Below are 19722 nucleotides of genomic sequence, written 5' to 3'. Positions count from 1 at the left end.
GGCGTGATCGATATCAGCGAGTCCGTGATGCAGTTCCTTCTGGCATTCATTGTCGTCGGCCCGCTCCTCGGTGCCGCCGCCGCTCTCCTGCCGGCCCCGCCCGGGCTGAAGGGGAAGTCGCCCGAGCAGGCCGTGCTACGGCACGGCGTCACCGTGACCGGCGCGGTCCTCATCGCCGCGATCGTCCTCGCGCTGGGCTTCGACCATGACCAGCCGTCGAAGATGCAGGCCGGCACAGACATCAGCTGGATCCCCGCACTCGACGTGCGTATCCACCTCGGCGTCGACGGCATTTCCCTCCCCCTTCTGGTGCTGACCGCGCTGCTGACCTTCCTCTGCGCGCTCTACTCGTACTTCAGGATGCCCGCGGGCCCGACCCCGAAGGCGTTCGTCGCTCTGCTGCTCCTCCTCGAGTCCGGCACCCTCGCCACCTTCGCCGTGCTCGACCTGCTGCTGTTCTTCCTCGCCTTCGAGATGGTCCTGATCCCGATGTACTTCCTCATCGCCCGCTGGGGCGGCGAGGGGCGGACGCAGGCCGCCTGGAAGTTCATCCTCTTCACGCTGCTCGGTTCCGTGGTCATGCTGCTCGGCCTGCTCCTGATCGGAATCACGGCGGGCACATTCGACATGGTGGCACTCGCCACTGACAACGGCCGGTCGCTGACCACATCCGTGCAGGTCATCGCCGTTCTGGCGATCGGAGTCGGGCTCGCGGTCAAGACGCCGATGTGGCCGCTGCACAGCTGGCTGCCCGACGCCCACACCGCCGCGCCGACCGTCGGCTCGGTCCTGCTGGCCGGCGTCCTGCTGAAGATGGGCACGTACGGTTTCGTCCGAATCCTGCTGCCGGTTGCGCCGGACGGCTTCCGCACCTTCGCGCCCTACCTCGCCGCCTTCGCCGTCGTCGGCATCATCTACGGATCCCTGGCCTGCCTCGCCCTCGCCAAGCAGGGCGCGAAGGGCGATCTGAAGCGCCTCATCGCCTACTCCTCCGTCGGCCACATGGGCTTCGTCCTGCTCGGCATCGCGACCATGACGCCGACCGGTGTGAACGGCGCGCTGTTCGCCAACATCGCCCACGGCCTCATCACCGGCCTGCTCTTCTTCCTGGTCGGCGCGCTGAAGGACCGCACCGGCACCACCGACCTCGACGCCCTGGCCGAACAGACCGGCGCCGCGCTGTACGGCAAGGCCCCGCGCTTCGGCGGTCTGCTCGCCTTCGGCGCGGTCGCCTCACTCGGCCTGCCGGGCCTCGCCGGATTCTGGGGCGAGATGCTGGCGCTGTTCGGCGCGTTCCGGCCCGCCGCCGACCTCAGCCGCCCCGCCTTCCTGACCTTCATGGCGGTCGCCGCGTTCGGCACGCTGCTGACGGCCGCGTACCTGCTCGTCGTGGTCCGCCGGGTCTGCATGGGCGCCGTACCGCAGGACGCACCCGAACTCGCCGATGTGCAGACCTACGAGTTCGCGGCCTGGACCCCGCTCGTCGCCCTCACCGTCGTCGCCGGACTCTGGCCGAAGGCCCTCCTCGGCCTGACCGACCCGGCCGTGCAGCAGCTCCTTGCAGGAGGCACCCGATGAGCTCCCTGGCACAGCCGATGGCCCAGTCCATGGTCCAGTCCGTCGACTGGCTCGCCATCGCGCCGCCCACCATCGCGGCCGTGGTCGGACTCGGTGTGCTCGTCGCCGACCTGTTCGTCGACGACGCCAGGAAGGCCCTCCTCGGCCGGCTCTCCGTCGCCGGACTCGCCGTGTCGGCACTGATGCTGCTGCCCCTCCTGGACGGCGACCGCTCCACCTTCTGCCTCACCGGCGATCCCGACGTCTGCAGCTACACGGCGGACCGCTTCACGCTCGTCATCCAGTTCCTGGTCCTCGGCGGCGCCCTCCTGGCGGCCCTCCTGTCCGTCACCGCCCTGAAGGACGCGCGCAGAGGACTCCCCGAAGGGGAGTTCTGGTTCCTGCTGCTCTCTTCGGCGGCCGGCGCCGCCCTCCTGCCTGCCTCCCGCGATCTCGCGACCCTGATCGTCGCCCTGGAGGTCGCCTCCCTGCCCGCCTTCGCCCTGGTCGGCATCCGCCACGGCGACAAGAGGTCCTCCGAAGCCGCCCTGAAGTTCTTCCTGTCCTCGGTCACCGCGACCGCGGTCAGCCTCATGGGCATCAGCTTCGTCTACGCCTCCACCGGCACCCTCTACCTCACCCAGATCGCCGACCGCATCCAGGACGTCGACGGACAGCTCGACACGCTCGCGCAGACCGGAGTCGTCCTCACCCTCATCGGCTTCGCGTTCAAGACGGCCGCCGTGCCCTTCCACTTCTGGGTGCCCGACACGTATGTGGGTGCGCCGCTCCCCGTTGCGGCGTATCTGTCGGTCGTCGGCAAGGCGGTCGGCTTCTCCGGCCTGATCCTGGTCACGGTGATCGCCTTCCCGTCGTACGCCGACGCCTGGGGCCCGGCACTCGCCGCGCTGGCCGCCCTCACCATGACCGTCGGCAATGTCGGCGCCCTCCGCCAGCAGGGCACGCGCGCGTACAGCGCGGTTCGCCTGCTCGCCTGGTCGTCCGTCGGTCAGGCCGGCTACCTTCTGGTGCCGATCGCCGCCGCCGCGTACTCCGACGACGCCGAGCAGTCGATCGGCTCCACGGTCGCCTACGCGCTCATGTACGCCGCCGTGAACCTCGGCGCCTTCGCGGTGGCCGCACTGGTGGGCCGTACGAAGACCCTCAACCGCATCACCGACTACCGGGGCCTGTACGCCTCGAACCCCGTGACCGCGCTGCTGCTGGCCTTCTTCCTGCTGTGCCTGGCGGGACTGCCGCCGGGCATCATCGGCCTCTTCGCGAAGGTCACCGTCTTCTCCGCCGCCGTCGACGCGGGCCTCGGCTGGCTGGCCGTGGTCATGGCCGCCAACGTGGTTATCGCGCTGTTCTACTACCTCCAGTGGACGGCCCTGCTGTTCCGCGCTCCCGAGGGCGAGCCCGCCAAGCACCTCGTCCCGGCCCCCCTCACGGCCGCGATCGCCCTGACCGCCGCCCTGGGCATCGGCCTGTCCGGAGCGCCCCAGCTGGTGCTGCGCTTCACGGACACCGGGCTCTTCTAGTACGCCGAACAGGTCGCCGTCACCCGCACGGGCCCACGCGCGCGGCCGACCGCGCAAGGGAACTCGTGGCTCCCGCCTGGCGTTGTCCAAATCGGGAGGTTCCACTGGTCCTGTCACCACGGACCAGCGGGATCAGAGATCAGCAAGCAAAGGGTTCCCCTGCTGCACCACTTGGAGGGCGTACCGTGCACCGCCGGCACAACGGGCTCAGGACTGCAGTACTCCTCGGGGGACTGTCCGCACTCATCATCGTCATCGGCAGCTTCTTCGGGCGTGCCGGGCTCGTCGCCGCCGTCCTGATCGCGCTGGGCACGAACGCGTACGCGTACTGGAACAGCGACAAGCTCGCGCTACGCGCCATGCGTGCCCGCCCGGTGAGCGAGTTCGAGGCGCCCGCCCTGTACCGCATGGTCCGCGACCTCTCCACGCAGGCCCGCCAGCCGATGCCCCGCCTGTACATCTCCCCGACGGAGGCGCCGAACGCCTTCGCGACCGGCCGCAATCCACGCAACGCCGCCGTGTGCTGCACCGAAGGCATCCTGCGCATCCTGGACGAGCGTGAACTGCGCGGCGTCATCGGCCACGAGCTGAGCCATGTCTACAACCGCGACATCCTCATCTCGTCCGTCGCCGGAGCCCTCGCCTCCGTGATCATGTTCCTGGTCAACTTCGCCTGGCTGATCCCGATCGGCCGCTCCGATGACGACGACGGCCCCGGCATCTTCGGCATGCTGCTGATCATGATCCTGGGCCCCCTCGCGGCCGGCCTGATCCAGATGGCCATCAGCCGCTCCCGGGAGTACGAGGCCGACGCGTCCGGCGCCCAGCTGACCGGCGACCCGCTCGCCCTGGCCAGTGCCCTGCGCAAGCTCGAGGCCGGCACCAAGCAGCTTCCGCTGCCTCCCGAGCCCCGGATCGAGACCGCCAGCCACATGATGATCGCGAACCCGTTCCGTCCGGGCCAGGGACTGTCCAGGATGTTCTCCACGCACCCGCCCATGGCGGAGCGCATCACCCGGCTCGAGCAGATGGCAGGCCGCCGCCCGTGAGGACGGCCCCGACCGTCATGGGCTGACCGGCGGAGCTCAGCGACCGCCGAACCTCTGGTCCGTCGGAACAACCTCACGACCCAACGGCATGAGCGAGATCGGGATCAGCTTCAGATTGGCCCACCCGAACGGGATCCCGATGATCGACACGAACAGCGGGATGCTGGTGATCAGGTGCCCCAGGGCCAGCCACCAGCCCGCGAAGATCACCCAGATCACGTTCCCGACGAACGACGGCGCCCCCGCATCCCGCCGCTCCACGGTCGTCCTGCCGAACGGCCACAGCACGAAGCCCGCGATACGCAGCGACGCAATGCCGAACGGGATGGTGACGATCAGGATGAAGCACACCAGGGCGGCGACGGTATAGCCGATCGCCATCCAGATCCCGCAGAAGATCAGCCACAGGATGTTCAACAGCAGGTTGAACAACTTCATGATCGGCACCTTCCAGGTCGCTGCCGGAACTGCCTGCCGAGACAAGTATCAGCCGGTCACGCCGTTCAGGCAGGGCCGCAGCATCCTTGTAGCGCGATCGGGAACGTTTCGGGACGATCTCGCAGTTCGTCCTGATGGGGAGGGGCGATCCGACGCGCTGGCCGATGCACGGCCATGCGACGCCGAGGCGCCCCTACCGCGCAGCCATCCGGTGCCGTATGCCATACGCGACCACTCCCACCGCCAGCACACCCGCGCCGGCCACCACCGATGTCCCCGGCAGTGAGAACGCCAGCACGACACAGCCGAGCAACCCCACCGCAGGCACCACGCGCCTCGCGGGAGCCGCGTCGAGCGTCCAGGCCGAGGCATTGGCCACCGCGTAGTAGGCCAGCACACCGAAGGAGGAGAAACCGATGGCGCCCCGCACATCCACCGTGGCAGCCAGGGCGGCAACCACCACGCCGACGGCCAGCTCAGCCCGGTGCGGCACCTGGAAACGCGGATGCACGGCGGACAGCGCGCCCGGCAGATGCCGGTCCCTCGCCATGGCCAGCGTGGTCCGGGAGACGCCGAGGATCAGGGCGAGCAGCGAGCCCAGCGCGGCCACCGCGGCGCCCACCCGCACCACAGGCACCAACCCCGGCACGCCGGCTGACCGCACCGCGTCGGCCAGCGGCGCGCCCGCCTGCCCCAGACCCTCCGACCCGAGCACGGAAAGGACGGCCACCGCCACACACGCGTAGACCGCCAGCGCGATACCGAGGGCCAGCGGGATCGCGCGGGGAATCGTGCGCGCGGGATCCCGTACCTCCTCACCGAGGGTCGCGATCCGCGCGTACCCGGCGAACGCGAAGAAGAGCAGACCAGCCGCCTGCAGCACGCCCCCCGCGCCACCCGAGGCGCCGATGTCGAGGCGTCCCGCGTCCGACGCCTCGGAGCCCAGACACGCCACCACCACGAAAGCGAGGACAGCCAGGACCACGGCCACGATCGACCGCGTCAGCCAGGCCGACTTCTGGACACCGCCGTAGTTCACCGCGGTCAGCGCCACCACGGCCGCGACGGCCATCGCGTGCGCCTGCTCCGGCCAGACGTACGTGCCCACAGTGAGTGCCATCGCCGCGCAGGAAGCCGTCTTCCCGACCACGAACGACCAGCCCGCGAGATACCCCCAGAACTCCCCGAGCCGCTCGCGACCGTACACATACGTTCCGCCCGAGGCCGGGTACCGAGCCGCCAGCCGCGCGGACGACATGGCGTTGCAGTACGCGACCACCGCGGCGACGGCGAGCCCGACCAGCAGGCCGGAACCGGCCGCTTCGGCCGCGGGCCCCAGAGCGGCGAAGATCCCGGCCCCGACCATGGAGCCCAAGCCGATGATCACGGCGTCGCCCACGCCGAGGGTGCGCCGCAGTTCCGAACCGGCCTGTGTCATGTACCGCACCCTACTGACCAGTGCAACCGACCCGTGCACACAGCCCGTCCTGGCCGACAACAGACCAGGAACACACGTGCGTGCAGCGCGTAGGGGGCATCAGATGCCCACCCCTACGCGCTGCACGCACGGCGCCGCGATGCCGGACGGTGACCGACTAGCGGTAGTTCACGAACTGCATTGCGAAGTCGAAGTCCTGGCCCTTCAGAAGGGCGATCACAGCCTGCAGGTCGTCCCGGCTCTTGGAGCTGACCCGCAGCTCTTCACCCTGTACCTGGGCCTTGACGCCCTTGGGGCCCTCGTCGCGGATGATCTTCGCCACCTTCTTCGCGTTCTCCTGAGAGATGCCCTCCTTGATCGACGCGAAGATCTTGTACTCCTTGCCGGAGAGCTGGGGCTCGCCCGCGTCCAGAGCCTTCAGCGAGATGCCGCGCTTGATCAGCTTGGACTGGAAGACGTCGAGGACGGCCTTCACACGGTCCTCGGAGTTCGCCTCCATCAGGATCTTGTCGCCGGACCACGAGATCGAGGCACCCACGCCCTTGAAGTCGTAGCGCTGCGAGATCTCCTTGGCGGCCTGGTTGAGGGCGTTGTCGACCTCCTGCCGCTCGACCTTCGAGACGATGTCGAAACTGGAGTCGGCCATGTGCTGTGGCTCCTTGTATCCGGGTGCGTATCGGTGCGGGGCGGCATACGCAGGGCGACAGCCGAGCCCGGCTCGGCCCCGGGCCGCATCCGGACAAGCCTAGCCATCCCTCGTCCCACGAGCGCCGAATAGTCGGGTGCGAAGCACCCCTGCCTATCGGGTATTGTTTACGTCGTTGCCAGCGAGCTCCGCCGAAAGCGGGTTCGAATGGCGGCAAACCCGGCGGTGTGCCCGAGCGGCCAAAGGGAGCAGACTGTAAATCTGCCGGCTCAGCCTTCCCAGGTTCGAATCCTGGCGCCGCCACACTGAGGAAGACCCTCTCCCCACCTGCGGAAACGCGGTGCGGAGGGGGTTTTCCTGTTGCGGCAGGGACCCGGCTCGTCTCCTGCCCCGGATCCTCAGTTACCGGCCACCGACTTCACCGACACCGACACCGGAGCGGACCCGCTGACCAGCTCCAGGGTCAGGCCGGCCGTCGCCGGGGTCTCCAGCAGTTCGGCCAGTACCGCGGCCACGTCGTCGCGCGGGACCGTACCGCGGCCCGTGTGCGCCTCCAGGCGTACGAGGCCGGTGCCGGGGTCGTCCGTCAGCGAACCGGGGCGCAGGATCGTCGAGTCCAGGGCGTCCAGACCGCGGACGTACTTGTCCGCCTCGCCCTTGGCGCGCAGGTAGACGTCGAAGACCTCGTTGCCCTCGTGCTTCGCGTCCGCGCCTATCGACGACACGACCAGGAAGCGCCGTACGCCCGCCCGGACCGCGGCGTCCGCGAACAGGATCGCCGCACCCTTGTCCACGGTGTCCTTGCGTGCCGCCCCGCTCCCCGGGCCGGCGCCGGCCGCGAACACGGCTGCGTCCGCGCCCTGAAGATGCGCCGCGACCTCCTCGACCGTGGCCGACTCCAGGTCCAGCAGGACGGGCTCGGCACCCGCCTCCCGCAGATCGTCGCCCTGTTCCGAGCGGCGGATGATGCCCGCCACCTCGTAACCGCGCGCGGTGAGCAGCCGCTCCAGCCGCAACGCGATCTGACCATGACCACCAGCGATGACAATGCGCATGTTTCCGACCGTACGCCCGGACGGCCGCGTGCGCCCCACGACCCGAGCTCCACCCCACGGCGCGCGCTCCGGAAGCAGATGCGCGGGCGTGTGCGCCGGGGCGCATACGCCTCCATACATACGCGCCCCCGAACGCGCTCCTGCACCACCGACGCGCCCCGCACCCGCCCGCGCCTCCCCCTCACCCACTTACGACAGCTCCTTCCGCCCCTGCCGAGGCAACCCCAGCTCCGCCGCAGCCGCCCCCGCCTCCGTGGCCTCCCAGTTGCAGTACTCCCGCACGGAGCTCGTCCGCGCCACCACGCGCCCCCGGTGCACCACGATCCGGCTGTACGCCAGCGACAGCGCACCCGCGAGCTGATCCCCTCGTACCGCCAGCAGTTCGGCCGGGAAGCCCGCCTCCACGCGCACCTCGGGCAGGCCTAGGACAGCCCGCGCCGAGGCGCTCACCGCGTCGTAGGCGTCCTCGGGGCGCAGCCCGTAACGGGAGGCCAGCAGGTAGGCGGCCTCCAGTGGGTCGCCTCGGCCCACCGGGTTGGACACGTCCCGCAGGGCGCCGCTGCCGGCGGCGACGCGAACGCCGGCGGCGCGCAGTAGTCGCACGGGAGCCGTGTCGCGTCGGTCGACGCTGCCGCAGCCGCCCTGTGGCAGGCACACGACGGTCACTCCGGCCGCCGCCAACTGGTCGGCGGTGCGCGCGGCCACGTCGGCGGACAGTCGGCCGAGGCCGCCGCACGGGCCGATCGTCACGCCGGGGCGCAGCCCGCCGGCCATCGCGGCGAGGCGGGCGAGGCGTGCCGGGTCGGTGGCGTCGGTGTGCAGGTCGACAGGGCAGCCGTGTTCGGAGGCGAGCTCCAGGACCGTCTCGACATAGCCCGTCGGATCGGGATCGAGATCCGGGCAACCCCCCACCACAGAGGCCCCCATCTTCACTGCGTCCCGCATCATGGCGAGCCCGTCGGCCCCGGCCACCCCGGTCAGCACCCGCGGCACCGCGACCGCCGCCAGCGCGGCGAGCCCGCGCAGTGAACGACGTGCCTGAAGGACGGCGGTCAGTGCGCCGAGCCCCTGAACGTCGCCCACACGCACATGTGCCCGCAGCGCGGTCGCCCCGTGCCCGAGTTGCAGCAGGGCGGCCTCCGTGGCCCGGCGCTGGATGTCCTCGGGTTCGTACGAGACCGGGCCGCCGTCGGCGGACAGCGCGGTGTCCGCGTGAGCGTGGGGTTCGGCCGGGGCAGGCAGGAGGAGATACCCGCCGAGGTCCACGCGCGCACAGCGGCCGCGGGCACTGCCCAGGCTGCCGGCCGTACCGACCGCCTCGATCCGCCCGCCGCCCACCCGGACGTCCACGGTCCGGCCGTCGGTGAGCCGCGCCCCGCACAGCAGCAGGGAGGCCGCGGCGTGCTGCCCCGGGTCCGACGGGGACGACGAGGGGTCGGGCGGCTGCGGCTGGCTGTCGGGCATCGCGTTCCAGGGGCTCGGGGGGCTCGGGGGGCTCAGGGGATCAGGGCTCGTGATGTGCGGCACGGGGTGCGTATGTGGCCAAGATCACGCAGAGTGAGTCGAGCCTAGGACGGCGGTCGGTCCCCGGCGGGGAGGAGCGTAAAAGTCGTACCGGTGTGGCCCGCCGAACCTGAGCAGTGCGGGAGAGGGCTCGCTGGGCTGCTGAGAGATCCGTTTTCGCGGCGGGGCTGGGGCCGGGAAACGGATTTGGGTGAACGGCGGCCGAGCGTGTAATGTCTTCATCGCTCGCCCCAATAGCTCAGTCGGCAGAGCGTCTCCATGGTAAGGAGAAGGTCAACGGTTCGATTCCGTTTTGGGGCTCTGGTGTGAGGGGTTCCCGTCGCAAGACGGGGCCTGATCACACCGCAGCGGTGTAGCTCAGTCGGTAGAGCAAGCGGCTCATAATCGCTGTGTCACCGGTTCAAGTCCGGTCACCGCTACTGACAGTAGCCGATTGCGGGGTCGGTCCTTCGATCGGCTACTCTTTCTTGCGTTGAACTAACCTACCCGTTCGTCAAGGAGCACTCACGTGGCTGCCACCGACGTCCGCCCGAAGATCACGCTGGCCTGCGTGGAGTGCAAGGAGCGGAACTACATCACCAAGAAGAACCGGCGTAACAACCCGGACCGTCTCGAGATGAAGAAGCACTGCCCGCGCTGCAACGCGCACACGGCGCACCGCGAGACGCGCTGACCAGGCTCGTACATCTCGAAGATTCAGATCTTTCAGATCTTTGCCACGAGGCCACCCCGCAGTTCGAGGGGGTGGCCTCGCGGCTTTTCGGTCACCCTTTCGGCCAGCGTGGCGTCGAGCGCAATCGGGCACAGCCCCCTTTTATACGGTTGACCGGGCACGGTGCCCGCAAGCGGACGCCGTAAGAAGGCCGTCGTCCACCGGTCAACCACAGCAGACACCAGGAGGTGCCGAGCCATGGCGCTCGACCAGTCCTTCGTGGGGCGGACCTACCCGCCCACCGAGCCCTATGAGGTGGGCCGGGAGAAGATCCGTGAGTTCGCGGAGGCGGTGGGTGACGCCAACCCGGCCTACACGGACCCGGAGGCCGCCAAGGCCCTCGGTTACCCCGATGTGATCGCCCCGCCGACCTTTGTGTTCGCGATCAGCTTCAAGGCTGCGGGCCAGGTCGTCGCCGACCCGCAGCTCGGCCTGGACTACAGCCGGGTCGTGCACGGCGACCAGAAGTTCGCCTACGGCCGTCCGGTGCGGGCCGGTGACCGGCTGACGGTCACCTCGACCATCGAGTCGATCAAGTCCCTCGCGGGGAACGACGTCCTGGAGATCCGCGGCGAGGTGCACGACGAGGCCGGCGAGCACGTCGTCACCGCCTGGACCAAGCTGGTGGCCCGCGCGGCCGAGGAGGCGTGAGCAGATGACCGCCAAGATCGCATACGCCGACGTCGAGGTCGGCACCGAACTGCCCGCGCAGAGCTTCCCCGTGACGCGCGCCACCCTCGTCCAGTACGCGGGGGCCTCCGGGGACTTCAACCCGATCCACTGGAACGAGAAGTTCGCCAAGGAAGTCGGACTGCCGGACGTCATCGCGCACGGCATGTTCACCATGGCCGAGGCGATCCGCGTGGTCACCGACTGGACCGGTGATCCGGGAGCGGTCGTCGAGTACGGCGTCCGCTTCACCAAGCCCGTCGTCGTCCCGAACGACGACAAGGGGGCCGTGATCGAGGTCTCGGGCAAGGTCGCGGCCAAGCTCGACGACAGCACCGTACGGGTGGACCTGACGGCCACCAGCGACGGGCAGAAGGTGCTCGGGATGTCGCGGGCGGTCGTGCGGCTGGCCTGAGCGGGGCGGGCGAGGCGAGAGGCAGGGGCGCCGGGCTGTCAGTGCCGTCTCGTAGTCTTGAGCGCGTGCAGGAACTCCACGACGCCCCTCTCGCCCCGCTGACCACCCTCCGGCTGGGCGGCCCCGCGACCCGGCTGGTCACCGCGACGACGGACGCCGAAGTGATCGACGCCGTCCGCGAGGCCGACTCCGCGGGTACGCCGCTGCTGCTCATCGGCGGCGGTTCGAACCTGGTCATCTCGGACAAGGGGTTCGACGGCACCGCCCTGCGCATCGCCACGCGCGGCTTCGAACTCACCGGCACGCGGCTGGAGCTCGCCGCCGGCGAGGTGTGGACCGACGCCGTTGCCCGCACGGTCGAGGCCGGACTCGCGGGCATCGAGTGCCTGGCCGGCATCCCCGGCTCGGCGGGCGCGACGCCGATCCAGAACGTCGGGGCGTACGGCCAGGAGGTTTCCTCGACGATCACCGAGGTCATCGCCTACGACCGCCGGGCGGGCGAGACGGTCACCCTGACCAACGCCGAGTGCGCCTTCTCCTACCGGCACAGCCGCTTCAAGGCCGACCCCGAGCGGTACGTCGTCCTGCGCGTCCGCTTCGAGCTGGAGGACGCGGGCGGGCTGTCGGCGCCGCTGAAGTACGCCGAGACCGCACGCGTCCTGGGCGTCGAGCCCGGCGACCGCGTCCCGCTCGGCGACGCCCGCGAGGCCGTGCTGAAGCTGCGCGCCGGAAAGGGCATGGTCCTGGACCCCGAGGACCACGACACCTGGTCGGCCGGCTCCTTCTTCACCAACCCGATCCTGACCGACGCGGGGTTCGCCGCGTTCCACGCGCGCGTGCGGGAGCGGCTCGGCGACGGTGTCGAGCCGCCCGCCTATCCGGCGGGGGAGGGGCACACCAAGACCTCCGCGGCCTGGCTGATCGACAAGGCGGGCTTCACCAAGGGCTACGGCGCGGGCCCGGCCCGTATCTCCACCAAGCACACCCTCGCTCTCACCAACCGAGGCGACGCCACCACGGAGGATCTGCTGGCGCTGGCCCGCGAGGTCGTCGCCGGAGTCCATGAGGCGTTCGGCATCACGCTGGTCAACGAACCGGTGACGGTCGGCGTCAGCCTCTAGGGCGGCCCGGTTGCGGGAAGCCGGGATCGCGGGCTGAGCGCCGGCCCGTTCGCGCCTGCGGAACAAGCTCAGGCGGTCAGCCAGTCGTCCACGCCCGCCAGCAGCTTCGCCTGCACGTCCTCCGGTGCCGCCGAAGCCCGTACCGACTGGCGTGCCAGTTCCGCCAGCTCCGCGTCGCTGAAGCCGTGATGTTCCCGGGCGAGCTCGTACTGCGCCGCCAGACGGGAGCCGAAGAGCAGAGGGTCGTCGGCGCCCAGCGCCATGGGTACGCCCGCCTCGAAAAGGGTGCGCAGCGGGACGTCCTCCGGTTTGTCGTACACGCCGAGCGCCACGTTCGACGCCGGACACACCTCACAGGTGACGCCCCGGTCGGCCAGGCGCTTCAGGAGCCGTGGATCCTCGGCCGCCCGCACGCCGTGACCCACCCGGTTGGCGTGCAGGTCGTCCAGGCAGTCGCGGACCGAGGCCGGGCCCGTCAGCTCGCCACCGTGCGGGGCCGAGAGCAGACCGCCGTCCCGGGCGATGGCGAAGGCCCGGTCGAAGTCCCGTGCCATGCCCCGCCGTTCGTCGTTCGAGAGGCCGAAGCCGACCACGCCCCGGTCGGCATAGCGGACCGCCAGCCGGGCCAGCGTACGGGCGTCCAGCGGGTGCTTCATACGGTTCGCGGCCACCAGGACCCGCATGCCGAGCCCGGTCTCCCGCACCGCCGTGTCCACCGCGTCCAGGATGACCTCCAGCGCGGGGATCAGACCACCCAGACGGGGGGCGTACGACGTCGGATCCACCTGGATTTCCAGCCAGCCCGAGCCGTCCTTCAGGTCCTCCTCCGCCGCCTCCCGCACCAGCCGCTGGATGTCCTCCGGCTCCCTGAGGCACGAGCGGGCCGCGTCGTACAACCGCTGGAAGCGGAACCAGCCCCGCTCGTCCGTCGCCCGCAGCTTCGGCGGCTCCCCGCTGACCAGGGCCTCGGTCAGCACGTCGGGCAGTCGCACCCCGTGCTTGTCGGCGAGTTCCAGCAGAGTGGCGGATCGCATCGACCCGGTGAAGTGCAGGTGCAGATGGGCCTTCGGGAGGGCGGAGACATCACGTACACGTTCCATCCCAGGATCCTGCCGTACGGCCCTGCCGTCCCGGTAGCGCTTTCCCCTTGAGTGGTCTTGCTCGCACGAAGAAACGGGCCGCCTCCCCACAGGGGAAACGGCCCGCCACGCGCGCATGAAGCCCGGTAACGTCAGTCGCGCGCCTCTGCCAGCAGCTTCTGGATCCGGCTCACGCCCTCGACGAGGTCCTCGTCACCCAGGGCGTACGACAGCCGCAGATAGCCCGGCGTGCCGAAGGCCTCGCCCGGAACCACCGCGACCTCGGCCTCCTCCAGGATCAGCGCGGCCAGCTCGACCGTGTCCTGCGGACGCTTGCCGCGGATCTCCTTGCCGAGCAGCGCCTTCACCGACGGGTAGGCGTAGAAGGCGCCCTCGGGCTCCGGGCACACCACACCGTCGATCTCGTTCAGCATCCGCACGATGGTCCTGCGGCGCCGGTCGAAGGCCTCGCGCATCTTCGCCACGGCGTCCAGATCGCCGGAGACGGCGGCCAGCGCGGCCACCTGCGCCACGTTCGAGACGTTCGACGTGGCGTGCGACTGGAGGTTCGTCGCGGCCTTGACCACGTCCTTCGGGCCGATGATCCAGCCCACGCGCCAGCCCGTCATCGCGTACGTCTTCGCGACGCCGTTGACCACGATGCACTTGTCGCGCAGCTCCGGCAGGACCGCCGGCAGCGACGCGGAGGTCGCGTCGCCGTAGACCAGGTGCTCGTAGATCTCGTCGGTCAGCACCCACAGACCGTGCTCGACGGCCCAGCGGCCGATCGCCTCGGTCTCGGCCTCGCTGTACACGGCGCCCGTCGGGTTCGACGGGGAGACGAACAGCACGACCTTGGTCTTCTCGGTGCGGGCCGCCTCCAGCTGCTCCACGCTGACGCGGTAGCCGGTCGTCTCATCGGCGACGACCTCGACCGGGACACCGCCGGCCAGCCGGATCGACTCCGGGTACGTCGTCCAGTACGGCGCCGGGACGATGACCTCGTCACCCGGGTCGAGGATCGCGGCGAACGCCTCGTAGATGGCCTGCTTGCCGCCGTTGGTGACGAGGATCTGCGAGGCGTCGACCTCGTAGCCCGAGTCGCGCAGCGTCTTCACGGCGATCGCGGCCTTCAGCTCGGGCAGGCCGCCGGCCGGTGTGTAGCGGTGGTACTTGGGGTTCTTGCAGGCCTCGATCGCGGCCTCGACGATGTAGCCCGGAGTCGGGAAGTCGGGCTCGCCGGCGCCGAAGCCGATCACCGGACGCCCGGCGGCCTTCAGGGCCTTGGCCTTGGCGTCCACGGCGAGGGTGGCGGACTCGGAGATCGCGCCGATGCGGGCGGAGACCCGGCGCTCGGTGGGAGGGGTTGCAGCGCTCATGTACCTCATCGTTCCAGACCGGAAACGAGCCCGGCACATGGGTTTCACGGACTGAACGGCAGGGGGTCAACACCTGAACAACAGTGCGGACGGGTGGGATGGCCTGGGCGATCTTCCGGAGCCCGGCCGGCCCGGGGCGCCTGACCTTGGAGGATCCACCGGCGATCTCCGGCCGACCCCGCCGGAGATCTTCCGGCCGTCCACCACCCTTCTGCCACCCGTCTTCCATCCGCCAAGCCCCCTACGGGCACTTTCTGTTCGACGACCGGCTCAGGACCACGTACACTCTCACCTCGTTGGCCCACAGCAGCCCGCACACACCAGGTGCACACCGAGCACCCGGTCGTATGCGGTACGTTGGTGGGCAGACAAAGGGTCGTAGCTCAATTGGTAGAGCACTGGTCTCCAAAACCAGCGGTTGGGGGTTCAAGTCCCTCCGGCCCTGCTACACACACCGCCAGGATGTGTGCGCAGGTACGTACAGCAATGCACCGCCGTGCGGCTCAGACCGGGCGCGGCACGGCCACGACCCGGGATCAGGTGAGGACGAATGACGGACGCCGTGGGCTCCCTCGACACGCCTGATGCCCAGGACGAGGCGCCGGAGTCCCAGAAGAAGACCCGTAAGGGCGGCAAGCGCGCCAAGAAGGGCCCGCTGAAGCGCCTTGCGCTCTTCTACCGGCAGATCGTCGCGGAGCTCCGCAAGGTCGTCTGGCCCTCGCGCAACCAGCTGACGACGTACACGACCGTCGTGATCATCTTCGTCGTCATCATGATCGGCCTGGTGACCGTGATTGACTATGGGCTCGACCACGCCGCCAAGTACGTCTTCGGCTGAGCCAAGAGCGAAGGGCGCCGTCACGGGCGCCCCTTTCGCGCGTTCCACCCCTATGTATCCAGGAAGAAGCAGCCACCGTGTCTGACCCGAACGTGAACGACGCCATCGAGCCGGTCGAGTCCGTGGAAGACGAGCTCGACATCGTCGAGGGTGCGGACGAGGACCTGGATGAGGCTGAGGCTGCCGACGCCGCCGCGGACGAGCCCGCGGAGGAAGCCGCCGTGCACGTCGAGGAGGAGCCCTCCGAGGAGGGCGAGGGGGAGCCCGAGTCCGAGCTCGACCCCGTGGAGAAGCTCCGCGAGGAACTGCGCACCCTGCCCGGCGAGTGGTACGTCATCCACACCTACGCCGGCTACGAGAACCGCGTGAAGACCAACCTGGAGCAGCGCGCCGTCTCGCTGAACGTCGAGGACTACATCTTCCAGGCCGAGGTGCCGCAGGAAGAGGTCGTCCAGATCAAGAACGGCGACCGCAAGACCATCCGCCAGAACAAGCTCCCCGGGTACGTCCTGGTGCGCATGGACCTGACGAACGAGTCCTGGGGCGTCGTCCGCAACACGCCGGGCGTCACCGGCTTCGTCGGCAACGCCTATGACCCGTACCCGCTGACCCTGGACGAGATCGTCAAGATGCTCGCCCCGGAGGCGGAGGAGAAGGCCGCCCGCGAGGCCGCCGAGGCCGAGGGCAAGCCGGCGCCGCAGCGCAAGGTCGAGGTCCAGGTGCTGGACTTCGAGGTCGGCGACTCGGTCACCGTCACCGACGGCCCGTTCGCCACGCTCCAGGCCACGATCAACGAGATCAACGCCGACTCCAAGAAGGTCAAGGGCCTGGTGGAGATCTTCGGCCGGGAGACCCCGGTCGAGCTCTCCTTCGACCAGATCCAGAAGAACTGACCTCTGTGCCGGCCGTACCGTCCGGTGCGGAATGGCTGGCGGGCAACCCGGAACCCATGCGGCCTACCACCCAGGCCCGTGTGTTCCGGGTTGTGTGTCTGCTGTTCGCGCTGGTCTTCGGTGCGGTGACCGTGTTCGTGATGCTGCCCATGAGCCGGCTGGTCGCCGACCTGGCGGCGAACGGGACGCAGGGCGTCGGCACGCTCCGCACCGGTTCGGGCTCGTGCAGGCCGGGCAACTGCCGGGTGGAGTTCCAGGCCGGCGGGGAGCGGGTCGTGGCCTCGCTGCCGGTCGGTACGAGTGCCAGGCGCCGGCTCGACGGCGAGCGCGTCGACATCGTCTACCGTGCCGACGATCCGCAGCGTGTCGTGCTCGCGCACCAGGTGAGCGTCCGCGAGACCCGCTACCAGGCCGTCTTCACCGGCCTCCTGGCGTTGACCTCGCTGTCCGGCGCCGTCGCCTGGACGGTCAAACTGCGTCGCGCGAGGGCCGCCGAACCCCCTGTGACCTGATCGATTTCAGAACCTGCACACCGACCCGTTATCGTTGTGCGGTATGCCTCCATCCGGATGATCCGGACCGGACGGCTGAAAAACTCTCACTAAGGACCCGGAGAGAGCATGCCTCCCAAGAAGAAGAAGGTCACGGGGCTCATCAAGCTCCAGATCCAGGCCGGTGCCGCCAACCCGGCTCCGCCGGTCGGCCCCGCGCTGGGTCAGCACGGCGTCAACATCATGGAGTTCTGCAAGGCCTACAACGCCGCGACCGAGTCGCAGCGTGGCTGGGTCATCCCGGTGGAGATCACGGTCTACGAGGACCGTTCCTTCACCTTCGTGACCAAGACCCCGCCGGCCGCCAAGATGATCCTCAAGGCCGCGGGTGTGGAGAAGGGCTCCGGCGAGCCGCACAAGACCAAGGTCGCGAAGATCACCCGCGACCAGGTCCGCGAGATCGCCACCACCAAGATGCCCGACCTCAACGCCAACGACCTGGACGCCGCCGAGAAGATCATCGCCGGCACCGCCCGTTCCATGGGCGTCACGGTCGAGGGCTGAGCCCCAACCTCCCCGAAGCAGAAGTGGCAGGGCCTGCTCGGCCCGGACCACGACTCCTAAGAATCCCCAGGAGCAGTAGTGAGCAAGCGCAGCAAGTCTCTCCGCGCTGCGGACGCCAAGGTCGACCGGGAAAAGCTGTACGCCCCGCTCGAGGCCGTCCGTCTCGCCAAGGAGACCTCCACGACCAAGTTCGACGGCACCGTCGAGGTCGCCTTCCGTCTGGGTGTCGACCCGCGCAAGGCCGACCAGATGGTCCGTGGCACCGTGAACCTCCCGCACGGCACCGGTAAGACCGCCCGGGTCCTGGTCTTCGCGACCGGTGACCGTGCCGAGGCCGCTCGTGCCGCGGGCGCCGACATCGTCGGCGCCGACGAGCTGATCGACGAGGTGTCGAAGGGCCGTCTGGACTTCGACGCCGTCGTCGCCACCCCGGACCTCATGGGCAAGGTCGGCCGCCTCGGCCGTGTCCTCGGCCCGCGTGGTCTGATGCCGAACCCGAAGACCGGCACCGTGACCCCGGACGTGGCCAAGGCCGTGACCGAGATCAAGGGCGGCAAGATCGAGTTCCGCGTCGACAAGCACTCGAACCTGCACTTCATCATCGGCAAGGCGTCGTTCGACGACACCAAGCTGGTGGAGAACTACGGCGCCGCGCTGGAGGAGATCCTCCGTCTGAAGCCGTCCGCCGCCAAGGGTCGCTACATCAAGAAGGCCGCCATCACCACCACGATGGGCCCCGGCATCCCGGTCGACCCGAACCGCACCCGCAACCTCCTCGTCGAGGAGGACCCGGCTGCGGTCTGAGCCCTCAGGCTCACCCCAACCGGTCACGGGCCCCGCACCTTCCGAGGTGCGGGGCCCGTTCCCTTTCCGCTACCGGGCACGGCTGTCAGTGCCCTGGGTTAGCGTTCTTGGACGGGACTCGCATCTCGCACAGGGGGGACGAATGACGAGCACCAGCCTGCGCACCGGCGTGCGCCGCGTGGCCCTCGCGATCGCGGCGGCGACCGCGCTGACCGGCATGGCTGCCTGCACCTCAACGGACCCCGCCGGCCGCCCCGCCCCGGACGACAGCCCGACCCGCGACAGCGCGACCGGTGTCGCCCAGGCCCGCCCGATGGCCGAGCTGCGCTCCGCCGAGCGGTCCACCGACCGGGCCGACTCCGCCCGCGTCGAGTCCACCACGACCATGGGCACGATGATGTCCATGACCGCCGACGGCGTCCTCGGCTGGGGCGACGACATCACCGGCACCCTGACGATCACCTACACCGGCGGCACGATGGCCGACACGATGCGCCGCCTCGGCAGCGCGTCGATGGAGGCCCGCTATCTGCCCGACGCCTACTACGCCCGCATGGGCGACGAGTTCGCCGCGCAGGCGGGCGGCAGACACTGGCTGAAGTACGCGTACGACGACCTGGAGCAGCTGGCCGGCAGCTCCGGCGCGTACCTCGAGAAGCAGCTGCGGCAGACCACCCCCGACGAGTCGGTACGGCTGCTGCTGGAATCGGACGACGTGCGCACGGTCGGCGAGGAACGGATACGTGGCGAGCGCACCACGCACTACTCCGGCACGGTCGACGTCGGCGACGCCGGTGTCACCACACAGACCGTCGACATATGGGTCAACGACCGGGACCTGCTGGTCAAGAAGGTCGAGAAGGGCCGCATGACGAGCGGCGAGCTCACCCAGACCGCCTACTACAGCGACTACGGCGCCGAGGTCACCGCCGAGGAACCCCCGGCCGCCGACACCCAGGACGTCAAGGACCTGCTGAAGCCCGGGTGAGCCCTCCTGTGGCCCAGGGAATTCGGGGGACCTCCCGGGGCCCCTGGGATAGGCTCCAGCCCTGTTGAGAATCGGCCATGTGTTCCTTGGGGGGAATCGATGGGTCTTTCTGTACGTACGCGGGGCGGGGTGGCGGGAGCCGGGCTCGCGGCACTGGTCCTCGGCGGTGCGGTCGGCTGTGGTACCGAGCAGGCGCCGGCCATGACGCCCGCCGCGGCTGTCGCCAGGGCGGCGGAGAAGACGGAGGACATCACCTCCCTCCGCTACCGGATGAAGGGCGAGGTCCCCGGCGACGGCCGGGTCGAGGCCGAGGCGGCGATGAGCATGAAGCCGCAGGCCATGAGCATGAAGATCACCGTGCCCGACGACCCGGAGATGACCGGCCCGGTGGAGATGCGCCTGGTCGGCAAGACGCTGTACATCGGCGGTGAGTCGATGACCGAGCAGATGGACGGCAAGAGCTGGATGAAGCTCGACGCCTCCCAGCTGGGTGGCGAGCACAGCCTCGGCTCCGGGGCGAG

20 protein-coding genes, 4 tRNA genes and 1 pseudogene are annotated in these 19722 nt (G+C 69.7%); 18 read left to right on the top strand and 7 right to left on the bottom strand.

All coding sequences use genetic code 11. From position 1 onward, the window contains the following. Positions 1-3 precede the first annotated feature (3 nt). The 3 genes from ACTWQJ_RS02490 to htpX all read left to right on the top strand — a co-directional run bounded on the left by ACTWQJ_RS02490 (position 4) and on the right by htpX (position 4147). Positions 4-1578 (top strand): NADH-quinone oxidoreductase subunit M, encoded by a 1575-nt coding sequence (locus tag ACTWQJ_RS02490; protein ID WP_443304956.1) that lies wholly within the window; start codon positions 4-6, stop codon positions 1576-1578. Next, on the top strand, positions 1575-3098 hold the full coding sequence (locus tag ACTWQJ_RS02485; RefSeq protein ID WP_443304955.1) for an NADH-quinone oxidoreductase subunit N: 1524 nt from the start codon (positions 1575-1577) through the stop codon (positions 3096-3098). Before ACTWQJ_RS02490 ends, ACTWQJ_RS02485 begins: the two co-directional genes overlap by 4 nt. A 185-nt stretch (positions 3099-3283) precedes the next feature. Then, positions 3284-4147, top strand: coding sequence for a zinc metalloprotease HtpX (gene htpX, locus ACTWQJ_RS02480; protein ID WP_443304954.1), 864 nt, complete (start codon positions 3284-3286; stop codon positions 4145-4147). Between the two features lie 36 nt (positions 4148-4183). Here htpX and ACTWQJ_RS02475 read toward each other — a convergent pair whose 3' ends face one another. From ACTWQJ_RS02475 to ACTWQJ_RS02465, 3 genes are all read right to left on the bottom strand, one after another. Further along, entirely contained in the window at positions 4184-4585 is a 402-nt protein-coding gene (locus tag ACTWQJ_RS02475) for a YccF domain-containing protein (RefSeq protein ID WP_443304983.1), read from the bottom strand. Between the two features lie 193 nt (positions 4586-4778). After that, positions 4779-6023, bottom strand: coding sequence for an APC family permease (locus tag ACTWQJ_RS02470; protein WP_443304953.1), 1245 nt, complete (start codon positions 6021-6023; stop codon positions 4779-4781). A 157-nt stretch (positions 6024-6180) separates the two neighbouring features. Further along, a complete protein-coding gene (locus tag ACTWQJ_RS02465; protein WP_409470250.1) occupies positions 6181-6669 on the bottom strand; it encodes a YajQ family cyclic di-GMP-binding protein in 489 nt (162 codons plus the stop codon). 221 nt (positions 6670-6890) lie between these two features. Here ACTWQJ_RS02465 and ACTWQJ_RS02460 point away from each other — a divergent pair. Then, positions 6891-6972, top strand: a tRNA-Tyr gene (locus ACTWQJ_RS02460). A gap of 95 nt (positions 6973-7067) precedes the next feature. On the opposite strand, the gene ACTWQJ_RS02455 is transcribed toward ACTWQJ_RS02460, so the two are convergent. Further along, positions 7068-7724, bottom strand: a complete 657-nt coding sequence (locus tag ACTWQJ_RS02455; RefSeq protein WP_443304952.1) for an SDR family oxidoreductase — start codon at positions 7722-7724, stop codon at positions 7068-7070. Between the two features lie 189 nt (positions 7725-7913). Further along, positions 7914-9188 carry an amidohydrolase family protein gene (locus tag ACTWQJ_RS02450; protein ID WP_443304951.1) on the bottom strand — a complete coding sequence of 425 codons (1275 nt, stop codon included), beginning with the start codon at positions 9186-9188 and terminating at the stop codon, positions 7914-7916. Between the two features lie 287 nt (positions 9189-9475). Here ACTWQJ_RS02450 and ACTWQJ_RS02445 point away from each other — a divergent pair. From ACTWQJ_RS02445 to ACTWQJ_RS02420, 6 genes are all read left to right on the top strand, one after another. Next, positions 9476-9548 (top strand) — tRNA-Thr (locus tag ACTWQJ_RS02445). 46 nt (positions 9549-9594) lie between these two features. Continuing rightward, positions 9595-9667 (top strand) — tRNA-Met (locus tag ACTWQJ_RS02440). Positions 9668-9756: 89 nt separating this feature from the next. Further along, positions 9757-9921: a 50S ribosomal protein L33 gene (gene rpmG, locus ACTWQJ_RS02435; protein WP_003948671.1), complete on the top strand. Its 165-nt coding sequence runs from the start codon at positions 9757-9759 to the stop codon at positions 9919-9921. 237 nt (positions 9922-10158) lie between these two features. Then, positions 10159-10611 (top strand): FAS1-like dehydratase domain-containing protein, encoded by a 453-nt coding sequence (locus ACTWQJ_RS02430; protein ID WP_443304949.1) that lies wholly within the window; start codon positions 10159-10161, stop codon positions 10609-10611. A 4-nt stretch (positions 10612-10615) separates the two neighbouring features. Continuing rightward, the gene (locus ACTWQJ_RS02425; protein ID WP_224738978.1) at positions 10616-11044 is read left to right on the top strand and encodes a MaoC family dehydratase; all 429 of its coding nucleotides are present in this window, start codon (positions 10616-10618) and stop codon (positions 11042-11044) included. Between the two features lie 65 nt (positions 11045-11109). Beyond that, a complete protein-coding gene (locus tag ACTWQJ_RS02420) occupies positions 11110-12165 on the top strand; it encodes a UDP-N-acetylmuramate dehydrogenase (protein WP_443304948.1) in 1056 nt (351 codons plus the stop codon). Positions 12166-12233: 68 nt separating this feature from the next. On the opposite strand, the gene ACTWQJ_RS02415 is transcribed toward ACTWQJ_RS02420, so the two are convergent. Together ACTWQJ_RS02415 and ACTWQJ_RS02410 are read right to left on the bottom strand one after the other, a co-directional pair. Beyond that, a complete protein-coding gene (locus tag ACTWQJ_RS02415; protein ID WP_224738976.1) occupies positions 12234-13265 on the bottom strand; it encodes an adenosine deaminase in 1032 nt (343 codons plus the stop codon). Positions 13266-13396: 131 nt separating this feature from the next. Beyond that, on the bottom strand, positions 13397-14623 hold the full coding sequence (locus ACTWQJ_RS02410; RefSeq protein WP_443304947.1) for a pyridoxal phosphate-dependent aminotransferase: 1227 nt from the start codon (positions 14621-14623) through the stop codon (positions 13397-13399). A 372-nt stretch (positions 14624-14995) separates the two neighbouring features. Between ACTWQJ_RS02410 and ACTWQJ_RS02405 the strand changes: the two genes are divergently transcribed. The 8 genes and pseudogenes from ACTWQJ_RS02405 to ACTWQJ_RS02370 all read left to right on the top strand — a co-directional run. Then, positions 14996-15068: transfer RNA gene (locus ACTWQJ_RS02405), tRNA-Trp, on the top strand. A 105-nt stretch (positions 15069-15173) separates the two neighbouring features. Then, positions 15174-15461, top strand: a complete 288-nt coding sequence (gene secE / locus ACTWQJ_RS02400) for a preprotein translocase subunit SecE (RefSeq protein WP_224738974.1) — start codon at positions 15174-15176, stop codon at positions 15459-15461. 77 nt (positions 15462-15538) lie between these two features. After that, complete coding sequence (gene nusG, locus ACTWQJ_RS02395; protein ID WP_409470243.1) at positions 15539-16354, top strand: transcription termination/antitermination protein NusG; 816 nt, start codon at positions 15539-15541, stop codon at positions 16352-16354. A 56-nt stretch (positions 16355-16410) separates the two neighbouring features. Next, complete coding sequence (locus tag ACTWQJ_RS02390; protein ID WP_443304946.1) at positions 16411-16866, top strand: hypothetical protein; 456 nt, start codon at positions 16411-16413, stop codon at positions 16864-16866. 108 nt (positions 16867-16974) lie between these two features. Continuing rightward, positions 16975-17409: a 50S ribosomal protein L11 gene (gene rplK, locus ACTWQJ_RS02385; protein WP_004927359.1), complete on the top strand. Its 435-nt coding sequence runs from the start codon at positions 16975-16977 to the stop codon at positions 17407-17409. Between the two features lie 78 nt (positions 17410-17487). After that, positions 17488-18213: a 50S ribosomal protein L1 gene (gene rplA, locus ACTWQJ_RS02380; RefSeq protein ID WP_129799294.1), complete on the top strand. Its 726-nt coding sequence runs from the start codon at positions 17488-17490 to the stop codon at positions 18211-18213. Between the two features lie 142 nt (positions 18214-18355). Next, positions 18356-19201, top strand: coding sequence for a hypothetical protein (locus ACTWQJ_RS02375; protein WP_443304944.1), 846 nt, complete (start codon positions 18356-18358; stop codon positions 19199-19201). Between the two features lie 99 nt (positions 19202-19300). Continuing rightward, positions 19301-19722, top strand: a pseudogene (locus ACTWQJ_RS02370) (DUF1396 domain-containing protein); the annotation flags it as partial.

This window comes from Streptomyces sp. KR55, from assembly GCF_052245645.1.
GTDB classification, from domain to species: domain Bacteria; phylum Actinomycetota; class Actinomycetes; order Streptomycetales; family Streptomycetaceae; genus Streptomyces; species Streptomyces flavusporus.
Note: the sequence above shows the minus strand (reverse complement) of the source record. Positions and strands in the feature narration are given on the sequence as shown.

Bases quoted from the DNA above. Each gene is read 5' to 3' on its own strand.
- ACTWQJ_RS02485 (WP_443304955.1), top strand. From the start codon at position 1,575: ATGAGCTCCCTGGCACAGCCGATGGCCCAGTCCATGGTCCAGTCCGTC.
- ACTWQJ_RS02475 (WP_443304983.1), bottom strand. From the start codon at position 4,585: ATGAAGTTGTTCAACCTGCTGTTGAACATCCTGTGGCTGATCTTCTGC.
- ACTWQJ_RS02470 (WP_443304953.1), bottom strand. From the start codon at position 6,023: ATGACACAGGCCGGTTCGGAACTGCGGCGCACCCTCGGCGTGGGCGAC.
- ACTWQJ_RS02465 (WP_409470250.1), bottom strand. From the start codon at position 6,669: ATGGCCGACTCCAGTTTCGACATCGTCTCGAAGGTCGAGCGGCAGGAG.
- ACTWQJ_RS02455 (WP_443304952.1), bottom strand. From the start codon at position 7,724: ATGCGCATTGTCATCGCTGGTGGTCATGGTCAGATCGCGTTGCGGCTG.
- ACTWQJ_RS02450 (WP_443304951.1), bottom strand. From the start codon at position 9,188: ATGCCCGACAGCCAGCCGCAGCCGCCCGACCCCTCGTCGTCCCCGTCG.
- ACTWQJ_RS02430 (WP_443304949.1), top strand. From the start codon at position 10,159: ATGGCGCTCGACCAGTCCTTCGTGGGGCGGACCTACCCGCCCACCGAG.
- ACTWQJ_RS02425 (WP_224738978.1), top strand. From the start codon at position 10,616: ATGACCGCCAAGATCGCATACGCCGACGTCGAGGTCGGCACCGAACTG.
- ACTWQJ_RS02415 (WP_224738976.1), bottom strand. From the start codon at position 13,265: ATGGAACGTGTACGTGATGTCTCCGCCCTCCCGAAGGCCCATCTGCAC.
- ACTWQJ_RS02410 (WP_443304947.1), bottom strand. From the start codon at position 14,623: ATGAGCGCTGCAACCCCTCCCACCGAGCGCCGGGTCTCCGCCCGCATC.
- secE (WP_224738974.1), top strand. From the start codon at position 15,174: ATGACGGACGCCGTGGGCTCCCTCGACACGCCTGATGCCCAGGACGAG.
- ACTWQJ_RS02390 (WP_443304946.1), top strand. From the start codon at position 16,411: ATGCGGCCTACCACCCAGGCCCGTGTGTTCCGGGTTGTGTGTCTGCTG.
- rplK (WP_004927359.1), top strand. From the start codon at position 16,975: ATGCCTCCCAAGAAGAAGAAGGTCACGGGGCTCATCAAGCTCCAGATC.
- ACTWQJ_RS02375 (WP_443304944.1), top strand. From the start codon at position 18,356: ATGACGAGCACCAGCCTGCGCACCGGCGTGCGCCGCGTGGCCCTCGCG.